The sequence below is a fragment of the Arthrobacter alkaliphilus genome, assembly GCF_021483235.1.
GTDB lineage: Bacteria > Actinomycetota > Actinomycetes > Actinomycetales > Micrococcaceae > Arthrobacter > Arthrobacter alkaliphilus.
Genome location: NZ_JAKEEC010000012.1, coordinates 83,283 through 99,089, shown reverse-complemented (window position 1 = coordinate 99,089; position 15,807 = coordinate 83,283). Strand labels below are relative to the sequence as shown.

Annotated in this window: 13 protein-coding genes and 1 tRNA gene; 6 read left to right on the top strand and 8 right to left on the bottom strand. The window is 64.0% G+C overall.

The window, feature by feature from the left end; translation table 11 throughout:
- Positions 1–3 precede the first annotated feature (3 nt).
- Entirely contained in the window at positions 4–1,290 is a 1,287-nt protein-coding gene (locus tag L0B83_RS10575; protein ID WP_234758368.1) for a helix-turn-helix domain-containing protein, read from the bottom strand.
- A 137-nt stretch (positions 1,291–1,427) separates the two neighbouring features.
- Between L0B83_RS10575 and L0B83_RS10570 the strand changes: the two genes are divergently transcribed.
- The gene (locus tag L0B83_RS10570; RefSeq protein ID WP_234758367.1) at positions 1,428–1,688 is read left to right on the top strand and encodes a hypothetical protein; all 261 of its coding nucleotides are present in this window, start codon (positions 1,428–1,430) and stop codon (positions 1,686–1,688) included.
- Between the two features lie 287 nt (positions 1,689–1,975).
- On the opposite strand, the gene L0B83_RS10565 is transcribed toward L0B83_RS10570, so the two are convergent.
- From L0B83_RS10565 to L0B83_RS10545, 5 genes are all read right to left on the bottom strand, one after another.
- A tRNA-Pro gene (locus L0B83_RS10565) sits at positions 1,976–2,052 on the bottom strand.
- Between the two features lie 85 nt (positions 2,053–2,137).
- Positions 2,138–3,955, bottom strand: a complete 1,818-nt coding sequence (locus L0B83_RS10560) for an ABC transporter ATP-binding protein (protein ID WP_234758366.1) — start codon at positions 3,953–3,955, stop codon at positions 2,138–2,140.
- Positions 3,952–5,781 (bottom strand): ABC transporter ATP-binding protein, encoded by a 1,830-nt coding sequence (locus L0B83_RS10555; RefSeq protein ID WP_234758365.1) that lies wholly within the window; start codon positions 5,779–5,781, stop codon positions 3,952–3,954. Before L0B83_RS10555 ends, L0B83_RS10560 begins: the two co-directional genes overlap by 4 nt.
- A 75-nt stretch (positions 5,782–5,856) precedes the next feature.
- Positions 5,857–6,828 carry a metallophosphoesterase gene (locus tag L0B83_RS10550; protein WP_234758364.1) on the bottom strand — a complete coding sequence of 324 codons (972 nt, stop codon included), beginning with the start codon at positions 6,826–6,828 and terminating at the stop codon, positions 5,857–5,859.
- Entirely contained in the window at positions 6,821–9,160 is a 2,340-nt protein-coding gene (locus L0B83_RS10545; protein ID WP_234758363.1) for a transglycosylase domain-containing protein, read from the bottom strand. Before L0B83_RS10545 ends, L0B83_RS10550 begins: the two co-directional genes overlap by 8 nt.
- On the opposite strand from L0B83_RS10545, the gene sp36 reads away from it, so the two are divergent.
- Genes sp36 through L0B83_RS10530 form a run of 3 tightly spaced genes read left to right on the top strand, consistent with a single transcriptional unit; the run spans position 9,159 to position 10,782 of the window.
- Positions 9,159–9,314, top strand: a complete 156-nt coding sequence (gene sp36, locus L0B83_RS10540) for a Sp36 family protein (protein ID WP_009359196.1) — start codon at positions 9,159–9,161, stop codon at positions 9,312–9,314. The two genes, L0B83_RS10545 and sp36, sit on opposite strands and share 2 nt — an antisense overlap.
- Positions 9,315–9,316: 2 nt before the next feature.
- Positions 9,317–9,853, top strand: a complete 537-nt coding sequence (locus L0B83_RS10535; protein ID WP_234758362.1) for a RidA family protein — start codon at positions 9,317–9,319, stop codon at positions 9,851–9,853.
- A gap of 17 nt (positions 9,854–9,870) precedes the next feature.
- On the top strand, positions 9,871–10,782 hold the full coding sequence (locus tag L0B83_RS10530) for an NUDIX hydrolase (RefSeq protein WP_234758361.1): 912 nt from the start codon (positions 9,871–9,873) through the stop codon (positions 10,780–10,782).
- Positions 10,783–10,954: 172 nt separating this feature from the next.
- Here L0B83_RS10530 and L0B83_RS10525 read toward each other — a convergent pair whose 3' ends face one another.
- Positions 10,955–11,632, bottom strand: a complete 678-nt coding sequence (locus L0B83_RS10525) for a Crp/Fnr family transcriptional regulator (protein ID WP_011775987.1) — start codon at positions 11,630–11,632, stop codon at positions 10,955–10,957.
- 247 nt (positions 11,633–11,879) lie between these two features.
- Here L0B83_RS10525 and L0B83_RS10520 point away from each other — a divergent pair, with 247 nt between their 5' ends.
- Together L0B83_RS10520 and aroQ are read left to right on the top strand one after the other, a co-directional pair.
- Positions 11,880–13,064 (top strand): MarP family serine protease, encoded by a 1,185-nt coding sequence (locus tag L0B83_RS10520; RefSeq protein WP_234758360.1) that lies wholly within the window; start codon positions 11,880–11,882, stop codon positions 13,062–13,064.
- A 64-nt stretch (positions 13,065–13,128) separates the two neighbouring features.
- Complete coding sequence (gene aroQ / locus L0B83_RS10515) at positions 13,129–13,593, top strand: type II 3-dehydroquinate dehydratase (protein WP_234758359.1); 465 nt, start codon at positions 13,129–13,131, stop codon at positions 13,591–13,593.
- Positions 13,594–13,623: 30 nt separating this feature from the next.
- Here aroQ and L0B83_RS10510 read toward each other — a convergent pair whose 3' ends face one another.
- Positions 13,624–15,801 carry an alpha-galactosidase gene (locus L0B83_RS10510; protein WP_234758358.1) on the bottom strand — a complete coding sequence of 726 codons (2,178 nt, stop codon included), beginning with the start codon at positions 15,799–15,801 and terminating at the stop codon, positions 13,624–13,626.
- Positions 15,802–15,807 lie beyond the last annotated feature (6 nt).

The window sequence follows — 15,807 nt, the reverse complement described above, 5'->3', positions numbered from 1 at the left end:
CTGCTAGCTCGCGCGGGAAGACTGCGCGTTTCCGCCTTGGCCTGACGCGGCCCGGCGTTCCGCGAGCCTGATTTCCAGCACGGAGTCCATTGCCTGCTGGACGCGGTCGGCCGCTCCCGCGGCGGTGAAATCGCGTTGGGCCTCTTCCAGGTGGACCAGGGCGTCCGCGTTTTCACCGGCCACCTTGAGTGCCTTGCCAAGGAGGAAAGCGACTTCGCCCGCAGTGTGCCGTGCGAGCACATCGCGGTCCGCGTGGATTTCGCGCAACTTGGTGATGGCTGCCGGGATGTCGCCGGTCAGGTACAGCCAGCGGGCGCGGATAAAGGCGACTTCCAGCTGGTCCGTCTTGTTTCCGCCAACAATCGACAGGGCCAGTTCAGCGCGCTCGATGGCGGAGAGCGTCTCAGGCTCCACGATTCCCGAGGACAGCCGGACAGCAGCCGATGCCTTGTTGAAGCGGGCCCACAGCTCAATGTCGTTGGCGGGGGACAGCAGCTTGGCGGCGCGCTCGTGATGCTTGATGCCTTCAACGTAGTCGTGGCGCATGAAAGCCACGTTTCCCACTACCCAGGCCACTTCGCCGGCAAGCTGCGACATCGAATGGTCGTCCATCTGGTTGTTCATGGCTTGGCAATACGTCCAGGCCTCGTCCAACCTGCCACTCTCGGCCAATGCTCCGATCAGCGCGCGGTGCGCTCCGATGATCAACGTTGAGCCTTTGGGTAGCTGCTCGGAAAGCCTCACGGCTTCCTTGGCGTGCTCGACGGCGGTGGCCAGCTGCCCTTGTCCGTGGCAGACGGCGGCAAGCATCTGCCGGGCACGGACTCCCAGGCCCGCGGATTCCGTAGCCATGGGATGCTCCAGGAGATGCTGGATGATCTGCTGGCACTCCTTGAGCTGGCCCTGCTTCATGAGGCATTCGGCCTGCATGTAGGTCATGTTCCACCACGCGCTGGTGTTCTTTGCCTCGAGCGCGATTTGGGCGGCCGTTGATGCGTGGCTTGCGGCAAGCGGGTAGTCCCTGAGGTCCCACGCTTGCCGGGCATAGAGTCCCGCGAGCACGTACTCGGCGTCGCTGACGGATACGGGCTGGCTCCAGGCTTCCAAGGCTTTTGGCGCCAGCTCCAAACGGCGGGCGAGTTCTTCAATGACCTCGGCCGTGGGCTCCCGGCGGCCGGTTTCAAGAAGTGAAATGTAGCTGGGTGAGTAAAGATCCCTGCCCAATTCAGCCTGGGTCAGCCCACGTTCGAGCCGTTCGGCACGGAGCTTTTCTCCGAATCCGCTCCCCACAGGTTCCTCCTAGAGGCTTGTCTTTGCACTGTCTTTTCCTCTAAAGCTTGACAGGCGCTGTGGAAAACATTTTACAATGAATGTCAACAGGGACCGCGAAATTTCCGTAACGAATCCGACTCGCATTGAGGAAAAACATGTTGAAGAAGATTGCTGCAGCAGTGGCCATGGCCGGCGCTCTTGCATTCTCCGCCGCGGCGCCAGCCGTCGTTTCCGCAGCCCCTGTGGCACACACCGTCAGCACGGTGCTCAGCATTGGCAACTGGCCTGATCCGATGAGTGTTTCGCAGGCTATTGGCAACTGGCCCGACCCGATGAGCGCCCCGCAGGCAATCGGCAACTGGCCCGACCCGATGAGCGCCCCGCAGGCAATTGGTAACTGGCCCGATCCGATGTAACTGATGCCGGGCGGCTATCGGAGGTCCCGCAGCCGCTCAATAATTCAATTGAAGTGAAGAATCCCCGGCAGTCGGAAATCGACCCGCCGGGGATTTCTTTTTCGAAGAGCGGAGCTGGCTGTGATATCCTTCCGCTCTTTGTGTTTGGGGGTCGTTAACAACACTTGTCGCCAAATCCGGCAGAGGAGGAAACCGGACAGGGGAATGTTTTTAAGAGTTTTCCCTTGGCGCCGAAAAGCTCGTTAAATAACGTAGAAGACCTTCCGAGTGGAAGGCCTTCTACCAATTGGTCGGGATGACAGGATTTGAACCTGCGACCTCTTCGTCCCGAACGAAGCGCGCTACCAAGCTGCGCTACATCCCGATCCGCTGCGAAAGCAACTGTTCAAGAATAGCCGATCCCTCCCCGGATGCGAAATCGAAGGAAGCCCCGCCGAGGAGGAACAAGCTCAGACCAGCGAGTCCTTCCAGGCCCCGTGCAAGCGGGCGAAGCGCCCTCCTCCGCCGATGAGCTCGGCCGGCGTGCCGTCTTCCACGATGCGTCCCTCGTGCACCACCAGCACCCGGTCCGCGGTCTCTACGGTAGAGAGCCGGTGGGCGATGATGATCGCGGTACGCTCGGAGTCCGTTGCGGACAGCAGGCTCCCCAGGCCGGCCTGGACCAACCGTTCGGAGGGGATATCGAGCGAAGATGTCGCTTCGTCCAAGATGAGTACAGCAGGAGCGGCAATGAACGCCCGGGCAAAGCCGATCAGCTGCCGTTGCCCCGCGGACACGCGCCCGCCGCGTTTATTGACGTCCGTGTCATAACCGTCAGGCAAAGCGGAGATGAAGTCGTGCGCACCCACGGCCTTCGCGGCTTGTTCAATCTCCGCCCGGGTAGCCTCGGGCCGCCCCAAGGCGATGTTGTCCGCCACGGAACCACTGAAGAGGAAAGCTTCCTGGGTGACCATAACGACGGCGCGGCGCAGGTCCGCCGTCGAAAGGTCCCGGAGGTCGACGCCGTCGAGGGTCACGGAACCCTCGGTGACGTCGTAGAAGCGGGCGATCAGCTTGGCAAACGTCGATTTGCCGGCGCCTGTCTGCCCGACGAGCGCTATGGTCTGCCCTGCCGGAATGTGCAGATCCAGGCTGGGGACCACCACCTTGCCGTTGCCGTAGCCGAACTCCACGCCACGGAAGTCGATCTCGCCGCGGGCATGGGGCAACGGCACGGGGTTCTTGGGTGGCCGGACCGTGGGGACCTCTTCGAGCAGGCCGGATACCTTCTCGAGGGCGGCCTGGGCACTCTGGAAGGAGTTGTAGAACATGGCCATCTGGTCCACGGGCTGGAAGAAGCGCTTCGTCGAAAGGATCAGGGCCAGGAGCACACCCACTGCCAGGTCTCCGGAAAGCACCCGGAAGCCGCCGAACAGCAGGACGACGGCCACACACACGTTGCCGATCAGGACCAGGCCCGGCTGGAAGACGCCGTTGAGGTTGATGGAGCGGACCGTGGCCTTGCGGTAGTCCTCGGAAAGTTCTGCAAATCGTTCGGCGTTCTCCGGCTCTTTGCGGAAGGCCTTGATGGCCCGGATGCCGGTCATGGTCTCCACGAAATGCACAATCAGCCGGGCGGACACCACCCTTGATTCGCGGAAGGCGATCTGCGAGTGCTTCTGGTACCAGCGGGCCAGGAAATACGCAGGCGCGCCCGCTGCGAGCATGAGGAGTCCGCTGCGCCAGTCGAGGGCAAACACGGTAAATGCCGTGAACAGCATGAACAGGATCCCGGACGCCAGCGAGCTGACGCCCGAATCGAGCAATTCGCGCAGCGCCTCAAGGTCCGAGGTCTGACGCGCGATGATCCTGCCCGAGGTGTACTTCTCGTGGAACTCCAAGCTGAGCCGCTGGGTGTGCCGGAACACCCGCAGCCGCAGGTCGAGGAGCATGGCCTGGCTCAGCTTGGCCGTGGACGTCACGTAGAGGGCCGTCAGGATCGCGGTTGCGACGGCCGCGGTCAGGTACAAGACGCCGGCCAGGACCAAGGGCATGTTGTTCCCCGCGAGCAGCGACGGCAGGGCATGGTCGATGCCGAATGCGATGATCGCCGGACCCGCAACCCGGGTTGCCTGGGAGAGCACCACCGTCCCCAACGTCAGCCAGAACCGCATGCGCACGGGACGGATGAGTGACCCCAACAAGGCGACTGACCGCCGTCGCACTGCTTTGCTGTCGCTGCGGCTCAGGTGGGCGTTGTCTTCGTTGGCGGTTCCGAACGTGCTCATCGGCGGCCCTCCCCGGCTTGGTCCATGTGCTGTTCGGAGTCCAGTTCGTGCTCGAGTTCGTCCAGTTCGCTGTCCAGGTCCTTCGGACCGGTGTCCAGGCTGGCAATCACGTAGCGGTAGTGGGCGTTATGGGCCAACAGTTCCGTATGGGTCCCGACGGCGGTGATGGTTCCGTTTTCGAGCAGCGCCACGCGGTCCGCAAGGGCCACCGTCGAGGGCCTGTGGGCAACGATGAGCGTGGTGGTGTCCCGCAGGACTTCGCGGAGCCTGGCTTCGACGAGTTCCTCCGTGTTCACGTCCAAGGCCGATAGCGGATCATCCAGCACGAGGACCTTGGGCTTCGCTGCGATGGCGCGGGCGAGTGCGATCCGCTGCCGCTGGCCACCGGAGAGACTCAGGCCTTCCTCGCCGATGAGGGTCTCCACGCCCTCGGGCAGCGAATAAGCGAAGTGTGCCTGCGCGACGTCGAGAGCTTCCTCGAGGGCTTCCTCCGACGTGTCCGGCGCACCGAGAAGCACGTTGTCCCGGACTGAGCTGGAGAACAGCGTGGTGTCCTCGAAGGCGACCGCCACTACTGTCCTCAGCTGCTCGATGCTGAACTCCCGGACGTCCACGCCGTCGATGGTCACGGATCCTTCGCTCACGTCATAAAGCCGGGGGACAAGCTGGAGCAGGGCACTCTTTCCGCTGCCCGTAATGCCCACGAGAGCCATGGATTCGCCCGGGTTGATGTCCAGGGTGATGTCGCGCAGGAGCCGGGAGCCGTCGTCGAACGCGAATGCGGCGGCCTTGAAGCTCAATGCACCCCGCACTTCCTCGGGTGTCCTGGGGTTGGCCGGACTGGTGATGGTGTTGGGCGTGTCCATGACCTCGAAGTGGCGGTCGAGGGCGGTCTTGGCGGTCAGGGCCATGGCCAGGAGCATCCCGGAGAATTCCACGGGCGACGCTACAACGGCCGCGGTGGCGAAGAACGCGACGAGGGAACCGATCGTCAGTTGGCCCGCGGATACCAGCAGGATGCCGACCACAAGCCCGACGCCGAGCGCCAGCTCGGGAAGCAGCGTTACCACCAGCGTGAAGGTGGCTTGGTGCTTGGCTTTGGCGATCTCGGTCTGCCTCAGCTCCTCGGCTTGCTCGTTGAAGTTCTCCAGCGCCTCGCGGCTGCGACCGAATGCCTTGAGTACACGGATGCCGTGAACGGACTCCTCAACCGTGGTGGCGAGGTCGCCGGCCTGGTCCTGGCTCATCCGGGTCACCAGACTGAAGCGGCGGCGGAAGCGGAACGAATAGACCATGATGGGCACCGCGGCGGCGAGGAAGATCAACGCCAGCTGCCAGCTCATCGTGAACATCACCGCGACGCCGATCACCACAGTCAAGGTGGTCACCACCAGCATGATCGCGCCGAACGCCATCCAACGCCGCAGGAAGTTCAAGTCCGTCATCGCTCGGGACAGGAGCTGGCCTGAACCCCAACGGTCGTGGAAGGAGACGGTGAGATCCTGCAGATGCCCGTAGAGCGATACCCGCATCTTCGATTCCACCGTGGTCGCGGGATTGATCACAAACTGGCGCCGCAGTGCAACCAGTCCGGCTTCGGCGATGCCGAGTGCCAGGATTACGAACGCTGCCGTCCAGACAGCGTCAGTAGGACCGCCGGGGTGAAGGGAGCCGTTGATCAGGACCCGCAGGACCTGGGGGATGGCAAGTGCCATGACGCTGGCCAGCAATGCGCTGACAAGCCCCATGAAAAGCCGGGGGAGGATCGGTTTAACGTGCGGATAGAGACGTTTGACGGAGGTAAAAAATGAAGTCTGATTGGCCATGCCCGCTTCTCAACAGCTTTGTCCCGGCGTTCCTGGGGTTTTCGTTCGACGCACGGTGGTAGTTTCCTATAGCAACTACCCTATGCCATCGCGGGCCGTCAGCGTCAGCAGTACGGCTTCCGGTTTGCAGGCGATCCGGACCGGGGCGAAGCGCGAGGTGCCGATGCCGCCTGAGACGTTGACCGGCGTCGTGCGTCCGTCGTTTTCCCAGTCGTGCAGCCCTTTGGCACGCCACGTTGGGAGGTCGCAATTGGCAACCAAGGCGCCATAGCCCGGGATGCAGATCTGGCCGCCATGGGTATGTCCGGCGAGGATGAGGTCTGCGGCGTCATTCGTGAAATGGTCCAGGACCCGTTGGTACGGGGCATGGATGACGGCTACGCGAAGGTGCGGGCGGGAGTCCTGGCCAACGGTTCCGCGGGGCCAGCCAGTGTAGCGCTCCCGGTTCAGGTGGGGATCGTCCACTCCGGAGAAATCGAAGCGGATCCCGTTGATGGGCAGGGACTGGTGCCTGTTGGTGAGGTCGATCCAGCCGGACATCCCGAATCCCGATCGCAGGCGCGGCCAATCGAGCGCGACCGAATTGTTCTTGACGCGTGACGGTCCGAGGAAATACGAGGCCGGGTTCTTGAACCGCGGGGCATAGTAGTCGTTGGAGCCCGGGACAAAGACGCCCGGGAACTTCAACAGAGGCTGCAAGGCATCCAGCAGCGGAACGACGGCGTGGGGGTGACTGAGGTTGTCACCCGTGTTCACCACGAGGTCCGGCTCAAGCGCGGCGAGCGATCCCAGCCATTCGGCCTTCTTGCGTTGGCTCGGTACGAAGTGGATGTCGCTGATGTGCAGCACCCGGATGGGGTCCGAGCCTTCCGGAAGGACGGGAACGGTCTCCTCCCGGAGAACGAACTGGTTCTTTTCCCAAAGGCCGTAAGCGAAGCCTGCGACGCCGGCGGTTGCGCCCGCGCCTGCAGCTACGGCAAAGCCGCGTCCGATGCTTCGGACGCGGCTTGCCAGCGAATCAATGACGGGCTGGGCGCCATTAGCCATTGTTCTTCTTACCGTTGTCGTTCCCGTTTCCGCCCGGCTGGGTGCTCGGAGGGTTGTTGCCCGGGTTGTTGTTGCTCGGCGGGTTGTTGCTCGGCGTCGAAGGGCGGTACCCCGGCGGATCGACAAGGTTCGACGGCGGTGCCGGGAACGGATTGGTCCCATAGGCCGGCGCAATCTGGGCCATGTAGTTGGAGAACTGCGGACCGGCGATCATGTAACCGTCAACGTTCGGGTAGAACTTCCCGTTCACCGTGATGTTGCGGCCGAAGCGCGTTTGACCGCCCAAGGGATCGCCGAACCAGCTGGCCGTCGCGAGGCCGGAAGTGTAGCCCACCACCCACGTGGAGCCGTTGCTGTCGTTGGTTCCGGTCTTGGCAGCGATCGGGAAATTGGTCTTGGTGGAAATCCTGGGCTGGATCAGCGAACCCGAACCCTGGTTAAGGACCTCTTGCATGGCGTAAGCGACACCGTGGGCAACCTCGGGGCTGACGGCGTCCTTGCAGTTGGGAGACTGTGCCGGCAGCTTTGCGCCTGTCTGGTCCGTCACCGAAGTGATGGCGATGGCCTCGCAGTACTTGCCGTTATTGGAGAACGTTGCCATCGCCGTGGCCATGGTGAGCGGCGCGGTCTGGGTGGAACCGATCAGGTTGCCCAGCGTGGTCATGGGAACCTTCGGATTGGGGTCCGTGACCGCCCCGGACTGGTCCCGGGCAGGGTTTCCGCCGTGGATGCCCACCGCGTCGACGATCTTCTGGATACCGCAAAGGTCCAATTGCGACGCAGAAGCGAAGGTGGCGGTGTTAATTGAGTTCATCAGGCCGTACAGCACGGTCATGGAACGGTAGTGGGTCTCATCCGAGTTCTGGAGGTCATAGCTCTGTGGCACGTTGGCGTCGTAGAAGCCGCTTTCCGGGGTGGGGCACGTGTTACGCCACGGGAAGTTTTGCGGATACTTGCGGACGGCCGCATTGATGGTGGTGTTCATCGATTTGCCCTCGTTGAGCCATTCGGCAAACGTGAAGGGCTTCATCGTGGAGCCGGGCTGGAACCCTCCCAAACCGTTAAGGTCGTTGCCCTTTGAATCGACCACGTCCACGTTGAAATTCTGCGTCTGGTTGAACTTCCCCGGGGCCGGCAGCCACACGGTGTTCTGGGCCATGGAAACGATCTTTCCGCTGCCAGGCTGGACCGAGACGATAGTTGCGCCCCACTTGTCCGGATTGTCGCCTGTGGTGGCGTCTACCTGGGCCTGCGCTACGGCCTGGGCCTTCGGATCAAGCGTGGTCTGGATGGTCAGGCCACCGCGGGAGATGCGGTTGGCGCGCTCGTCGGGGGTGCCGCCGTAGGCCGGGTTGTTGAGGAGCAGGTGCAGCACGTAATCACAGAAGTACGGTGCCGTAGCGGCGTAGGCACAGCCTTGGCGAGGCTGCGTGACCTTCGTGGTCACCGGCGTCGCGACGGCGGCGTCGTAGTCGGCCTTCTTGATCTTCCCCTGGTCCAGCATCAGGCCGAGCACGAGGTCGCGGCGTTGCTTTGCGTGGTCCGGATTGACCACAGGGTCGTAGTAGGACGGGCTGTTCACGACGCCTGCGAGCAAGGCGGCCTGCGGCAACGTCAGGTCCTTGGCAGTGGTGCTGAAGAATAGCCTCGAGGCGGCCTCGATGCCGTAAGCATCCTTGTTGAAGAAGACAATGTTGAGGTAGCCCTCAAGGATCTGCTGCTTGGAGAACTTCTTCTCCAGCGCGATCGCCAGCTTCATTTCGCGGAGTTTGTCGCCGACGCCCTTGTTGACGCCGTTGAGCTTGACGTCTGAAGCCTTGTTTTGGGAAACGAGGGACTCGTTGATGACGTTGTTCACGTACTGCTGGGTGATGGTGGAGGCACCCTGCTGCTTTCCGCGCGCCGTGCTGACGATGGCACGCATAATGCCGGTGGCGTCGACGCCACCGTGCTCGTAGAAGCGGCTGTCCTCAACCGAGACGATCGCATCCTTGATGAAGGGGCTCATCTGGTCGAGCGAGACCCGCGTGCGGTTCTCCGAGTAGATCGAGGCGATCTGGCTGCCGTCAGCGGCCAGGATGGTGGTCGCCTGGCTGGGCGGGTTCACCTGAAGCTCCGCCGGCAGCGTGTCGAAGAACTGAATGGTCCCACTTGCCGCACTGCCGGAAACGGCGGCCGCGGGAACCAGCAAGCCCGCCACCAGGACACCACAAATAGCGCTCACACCGAGGAATCCGAGGATCTTTCCAAGAGTGGTGGCAGTGTCGAATAGAGGGTTCCTACGAGTCACCATGTTCACCACTTTACCGGCAAGGGCTAGTCTTTCTTTCATGACCAAATGGGAGTACGCCACGATTCCGCTCATCATTCACGCTACAAAGCAGATTCTGGACCAGTGGGGAGAGGACGGCTGGGAACTCGTCCAGGTTGTTCCCGGGCCCGATGGAAACGGACTTGTCGCATACTTGAAGAGGGAGAAGCAGTAACAATGACAACCCCCGCAGAAGCCACCGTTGGCGCGGATTCCACAGCTCCGGCATCCGCCGTCGAGCAGCGCCTTGCCGAACTGGGACTGACCCTTCCGGCTGTCGCAGCTCCGGTGGCCGCCTACGTTCCGGCAGTCGTCTCCGGCAGCCACGTCTACACGTCCGGACAGTTGCCCTTTATTAACGGCAAACTCGAAGCCACGGGCAAAGTCTCGAGCGGTGAAGAAGGCCTTTCCGAAGAGCCCACCGTGTCTCCGGAAGATGCCCAGAGGTATGCAGCCGTCTGCGCAGTCAATGCCTTGGCTGCCGTCAAGAGTGTGATTGGGGACCTCGACCGCATCACGCGCATCGTGAAGGTCGTCGGCTTCGTGGCCTCCGATCCGTCTTTCACCGGCCAGCCCGGTGTCATCAACGGCGCATCCGAACTCCTCGGGCGTGTCTTCGGCGACAAAGGGCAGCACGCGCGTTCCGCCGTCGGCGTGGCGGTCCTTCCGCTGGACTCTCCCGTCGAGGTTGAGTTGATCGCTGAATTCAGCTAAGGAACCGGTTCACTCAATTGCCACAGCTAGCCCGACGCCTGTTCGCGTTGCCCCCTGACTTGGAAGGGGCTGCACGGAATTGGCTTGAACTCGGCGAACCGACCCCCCGCGCCGCGCGTTTTGCATCATCGGTTGTCCTTCTTCGCGATTCGCCTACCGGCCTGGAAACCTGGATGGGATACCGTCCGGGTTCCTCGCCGTTGGGCGTCGTAGCGTTTCCCGGCGGCTCGCTGGAACCCAGCGACGACGACGCCCTCGGCTGGCTCGGCCCGTCGCCTCAGCATTGGGCAGAGATGCTGGGGACCGACGACGTCGGACTCGCCCGCCGCCATGTGGTGGGGGCCATCCGTGAATTGTTCGAGGAGACCGGCGTGCTCCTCGCCGGCCCGGACCTGTCCTCCACAGTGGAGGCGACATCTACCCCCGAGTGGATGAGGGCCCGCGAGGCCGTGGCGGACCAGGACAAGTCCTTCACGGATGTCCTGGCCAAGCGTGGCTTGTCCCTGCGGACGGACCTGCTCAAGCCGCTCGTCAACTGGCTTAGCCCGGACTTCGCGCACAGGCGCTTCAACACCCGCTACTTCGCAGCGACCCTTCCGGTCGGCCAGCAGCCCTCGCTGCTTGCGAGCAAGGGCGTGTGGGGGCGTTGGGTGTGCGTTTCCAAGCTCATGGCCGAGCGCGAGACCACCGCGCTCGGGGATGAAATCGGCCAGGAAAACACTGTGGGCTTGACCTTGGGCCAATTGCTGGTGCCGGGTTCGGAGATCATCCTCGAAAAGATGGCCGCCGCCCAGGGCTGCATCGCGTACCTCAGCTACAAACGGAAGCCGCACATGTACCAGCCGCGGCTCGTCCAAGAGGATGGCACGCTCATGCTCGAAGTCGAAGCGGCCCGCACGGTTTCAGGGGAGCCGCAGCGGGAGCGCTGACGACACACAAATCGACTGGNTGGCACGCTCATGCTCGAAGTCGAAGCGGCCCGCACGGTTTCAGGGGAGCCGCAGCGGGAGCGCTGACGACACACAAATCGACTGGCGACACGAAAAATGCCTGGCGACACCGGAATTCCGGTGTCGCCAGGCATTTTTCGTGTCGTAGAAATTACCGGGAGCGCTGGCGGAGGCGCTGCATGTCCAGAATGACCACTGCGCGGGCTTCCAGGCGGAGCCAGCCGCGCTGGACGAACTCGGCGAGGGCCTTGTTGACCGTCTCGCGGGAAGCTCCAACCAGCTGGGCCAGTTCTTCCTGCGTGAGTTCGTGGGCCACGAGGACGCCGTCGGTCGCGGGCCGGCCAAAGCGGTCCGCGAGGTCCAGCAGGGCCTTGGCGACACGGCCCGGGACGTCCGAGAAGACGAGGTCGGACAGGGAATCGTTGGTGCGGCGCAGGCGGCGGGCGAGTGCCTGGAGCAATTGCGCGGACACCTCGGGGCGGGTGCGCAGCAGGGCGTTGAGGCTCTCGTTCTTGAGGCCTGCCAGGCGCGTTTCGGAAACGGCCGTAGCCGTCGCTGTGCGGGGGCTGGGATCGAAAAGGGCCATTTCGCCGAAGAGCTCGCCCGGGCCAAGGATCGCCAAGAGGGATTCGCGCCCGTCCGGCGAAGTACGGCCGAGCTTAACCTTGCCGGAGACGATGAAGTAGAGCTGGTCACCCTGATCGCCCTCGCGGAAAACAGACGCTCCGCGTGAAAGGTCCACCTCTGTGAGTTCGTCCGTCAGCAGACGGAAAGCGTCGTCGTCAAGGGTGGCGAAGAGGGGTGCGCGGCGCAATACCTCGATGTCCATGAAATCTCCTGAGTAAAAGTTCGGCTATGGGCGCTTCAGCCATTGTTTCAGAATTTTGCCGCGTCTGTGACGTACTTGGCAGCTGAAACGCCCTAAATCACGCGGAAGAGGCCGAAACCACGGCGCAAACGGCCGGGAATGACTTGCCGGGCGGCGGCTTCCGGATCTGGTCGACGCTGTGCTTGCGAAAGGAAGCTGTCAGTCTGTGCAACTACAATTGGGGCTTACTCGGCTGTGAGGAGCTTTGGTGTTCGGCTTGACCATCCTGGACCTGGCGTTGGTTCTGACGCTGCTTTCCTACTTGATCTACGGGCTGCGCAACGGCTTCTTCGTGACGCTCGGAGGAATCGCAGGTTTCGCTGTGGGAGCGGCGGCCGCCTTCATCGCCGTCCCGCTCGTCGGCGACTGGGTGCCGGACAGTGGCTGGAGGCTGACCGCCATTATCGGCGCGGCGGTGTTGCTCATAGTCCTGGGGCACGGGCTCGGTACGTGGATCGGACAGATGGTTCGCAAAGCCGTGCGCATCCAGCCTTTGCACGCACTTGACCGCCTGTTGGGTGGCTTCGTCAGCTTGGTTGTCGCCGCACTCGTCATGTCGATGCTCGCTTTCAGCATCGGCTCCTTGGGTGTGCCCTTCGTTTCGCAGCAGCTGGCCGACTCGAAGGTCATCCGCTTCATCGACACCATGACGCCCACACCGGTCAAAGCCAGCGTGGCGCAACTGCGTTCCACGGTCATGGGCAACGGCATTCCGCACCTCATCGAGGGCATCGGCCCCGTTGCTCCCGTGCCCGTCCCGAACACCAGCACTGACACTCCCGCACTCAACAATGCCGCCCGCTCCGTGCTGAAGATTGCCGGTACGGCCTACCAGTGCGGCCAGAACCAGACGGGATCCGGATTCGTTGTCTCCTCGGGCCGGGTGGTGACCAACGCCCACGTGGTGGCCGGCGTGTCCCAGCCTGTAGTGGAAATCCCCGACGGCGGTGCGCTGCCCGGCCGCGTGGTCTACTTCGACAGCCAACGCGACTTGGCCGTCGTCGCCGTCGACGGTCTCCCGACGGCGCCACTGCCGTTGAGCCCGAATCTTCCGGCCGGGTCGCCCGCGGCCTTCGCCGGCTACCCGCATGGCGGCCCGTTCCAGTCCAAGCCGGCGGCGGTGGAGGGCATCTCGACCCTGCTGGTCCCGGACATTTACGGCGACAATCCGTCCCCCGAACAGGTCTACAAGCTGGCCGGAGACGTGCAACCGGGCAACTCGGGCGGTCCGCTGCTGACCACCCAAGGACAGGTTGCCGGTGTGGTCTTCGCCAGGACCACTTCGGATGTGGCAGTGGGCTACGCCCTCACGATGGACGAGCTCTCCCCGGTGGCCCAGCAAGCCCCTTCCCTGAGCCAGGCCGTCTCCTCGGGCCAGTGCACCAAGAAGTAGCCCTGCCCCGTAAGAAACGCGGGGGCAGACCCGTGGCCCCGTAGATCCCGATAGATTGGAAGTCATGACTGAAGCTCCAACTGCCAATGAAGCCGGCCGCGGCACCATCCTCGTCCTCAACGGACCCAACTTGAACCTCTTGGGTACGCGCGAGCCGGAGAAATACGGTACCTCCACTTTGGCCGACGTCGAACAGCTCGCCATCAACGCCGCCGAGGCGCACGGCTTCACGGTGGACTGCGTCCAGTCGAACCATGAAGGGGACTTGGTGGATGCCATCCACGGCGCACGCGGAACCGCCGCCGGGATCGTTATCAACGCGGGCGCGTACACCCACACCTCGGTGGCGTTGCGGGATGCCATCGCGGCAGTGCAGTTGCCCGCCGTCGAGGTCCACATCACCAACGTGCACCAGCGCGAAGAATTCCGCCACCACTCCTACCTCTCGCCCGTGTGCAAGGCAGTGATCGTCGGAGCGGGAGTCCTGGGCTACAAGTTGGCCATCGACTACCTGGCCAGCGCGGTCTAGCGGTTCGAAGCTCCCGCTCCGAGCCCGGAGCTACACCGCGGTAATGCTGAGCAGCAGGGCGTGTTCCGGGTTCAGGAGGGGCATTGGAAGCCCCACCTCGGCGAGGAAACGTCCGCCCGCCTCGGCCCCGGAGTCCAGCCACGCCGGGGGCCGCACTTGGGTGAAGGTGTGTGCGTAGTCGGCGTCGCCGGGTGTCGGGAAAAGAGCCTGCACCGTGTAGGAACGCCCGGGATCGAGGCCCGGAATGGCCACGCGGCCTGGCTGCTCGGCGAACGAGGTCCGGGTCCGGACGACGGCGAACAGCGCTGATGAGTCGTCGTCCGACACCACTCCATGCAGCATCAACGAGTCGTCGGGAACATCGGCCCGGACCATGCGGCCACTGTGGATGAGTCCCCGGTGCTCCTTGTAGAGGCTGATGAACCGCTTGAGTTCGGCACGCTCGGCGCCTTGGACTTCCCGGATGTCCCATTCCATGCCGAAGTGCCCGAACAGTGCGGTGATGGCCCGGAAGGAAAGATCGTGCGTGCGGGCGGTGGTGTGCGAGGTGGTGGGGCCGATGTGCGCGCCCACCAGTTCGGGCGGGACCACGACGCCGGTCCAGCGCTGGATGGTCTGCCTCTCGAGGGCGTCGTTGCAGTCCGATCCCCAGATCCTGTCGGTCCGCTCCAGGATGCCGAGGTCCACCCGGGCCCCGCCGGATGAGCAGCTTTCGATCTCGACGCCGGGGTGGGCCTTGCGGAGTTCGTCGAAGAGCTGGTATGCGGCGAGGGTCTGCTCGTGCACCGAGGGGTGCCCGGCGTGGCCGTGTTCGGTGAGGTCCCGGTTCTGGTCCCACTTGAGGTACTTGATGTTGTTCTCGCGCAGCAGGGCGTCGATACGCTCGTAGACGTACTGCCAGGCCTCAGGTTTGACGAGGTCGATGATGTGCTGGTGGCGCCATTCCAGGGGGAGGCGGCCGCCGTCCTTGTGGGAGCGGGCCGTGGGGCCCACGATCCAGTCGGGGTGTGCCCGGGCGATATCGGAATCCAGGTTGACCATTTCGGGCTCAACCCAGAGCCCGAATTCCATGCCATGGGAGTTGACGGCCTCGATGAGCGGCGTCAGGCCATCGGGCCACAAGGCTTCATCCACGAACCAGTCGCCCAGCCCGGCGTGGTCGTTGCGGCGCCCGCGGAACCACCCGTCGTCGAGCACGAAGCGCTCAACGCCCAGCTCGGCGGCGGACTCCGCGAGCTCGATCAGGGTGTCGAGTTTGTGGTCGAAGTACACGGCTTCCCAGGTGTTGAGGACCACGGGGCGCGGCTTGCCGGCGGGGAGTCCCGTGGAAGCTGCGGGAAGGACGTGGTGCGGGCGGGAACGGAACCAGCTGTAGAACGCTTCGCTGATTCCGTCGAGGCCGCGGTCCGAGAAGGCCGCAAACAGTGCGGGCGTGGTGTAGCTTTCACCGGGCTGGAGCACCACTTCGGCCGGTCCCAGGAGTTCGGAGCCGCCGATCATGGTCCGGCCATCGGCGACCGTGTCCGCGAATTGTTCGTGGTTGCCGCTCCAGGCCAGGTGCGTGGCCCAGACCTTCCCGTGGCGGTTGCCGAATCCGGCGGTACCCGCGGCGAAAAGCAGCGAGGAATCGTGCCCGGTGCGGCCGTGGCGTCCGGTTCGGACCCACGTTCCCTGTTGCACGGGCCGGCGCTGCGGGTGCCGTTCGCGGCACCAGCGCCCGGTGAGGTCAAGGAGTTCGACGGCGTCACGAGGCACCGGGAGCACAGTCGCCAGCTCGTCGAGCTGGAAGGGGGACGTGCCGTCGTTGACGGCGGTGTGGCGCATCTCAAGGAGGCCGCCGGGGTGCAGGGTGAGCTTGGAGGTCACGGTGATGCCGCCGTCGGGATCCTTCTGGATGACGACGGCGGAACGGGCGTCCCGTTGGACGTCCACCACACGGAGCCGGACCGAAAAGTCGAGCCCGGGGACGCCGTCGACGATCCTGTGGCCGCGGAAACCGGGGCGGCCCAGCCAGGCGGAGGAGCCCTGTGGGAGGAGCGCGGCGGGTACGGTGGCGTCGATAGCGGAGTGCGGGACGGCCTCGCCCAGGATGGCGAGGTCAGGGAGGGTGCTGCCGAGATCGGCTCCCCAGTGGATGACCTCGGCCTCTCCACTATGGAAAGCGACCACCAGGCTTGTGCCGGCGGAGCGGAGGTGGAGCGGGTCCATGGGCTG

Bases quoted from the DNA above. Each gene is read 5' to 3' on its own strand.
- L0B83_RS10570 (WP_234758367.1), top strand. From the start codon at position 1,428: ATGTTGAAGAAGATTGCTGCAGCAGTGGCCATGGCCGGCGCTCTTGCA.
- L0B83_RS10560 (WP_234758366.1), bottom strand. From the start codon at position 3,955: ATGAGCACGTTCGGAACCGCCAACGAAGACAACGCCCACCTGAGCCGC.
- L0B83_RS10555 (WP_234758365.1), bottom strand. From the start codon at position 5,781: ATGGCCAATCAGACTTCATTTTTTACCTCCGTCAAACGTCTCTATCCG.
- L0B83_RS10550 (WP_234758364.1), bottom strand. From the start codon at position 6,828: ATGGCTAATGGCGCCCAGCCCGTCATTGATTCGCTGGCAAGCCGCGTC.
- sp36 (WP_009359196.1), top strand. From the start codon at position 9,159: ATGACCAAATGGGAGTACGCCACGATTCCGCTCATCATTCACGCTACA.
- L0B83_RS10545 (WP_234758363.1), bottom strand. From the start codon at position 9,160: ATGAAAGAAAGACTAGCCCTTGCCGGTAAAGTGGTGAACATGGTGACT.
- L0B83_RS10535 (WP_234758362.1), top strand. From the start codon at position 9,317: ATGACAACCCCCGCAGAAGCCACCGTTGGCGCGGATTCCACAGCTCCG.
- L0B83_RS10525 (WP_011775987.1), bottom strand. From the start codon at position 11,632: ATGGACATCGAGGTATTGCGCCGCGCACCCCTCTTCGCCACCCTTGAC.
- aroQ (WP_234758359.1), top strand. From the start codon at position 13,129: ATGACTGAAGCTCCAACTGCCAATGAAGCCGGCCGCGGCACCATCCTC.
- L0B83_RS10510 (WP_234758358.1), bottom strand. From the start codon at position 15,801: ATGGACCCGCTCCACCTCCGCTCCGCCGGCACAAGCCTGGTGGTCGCT.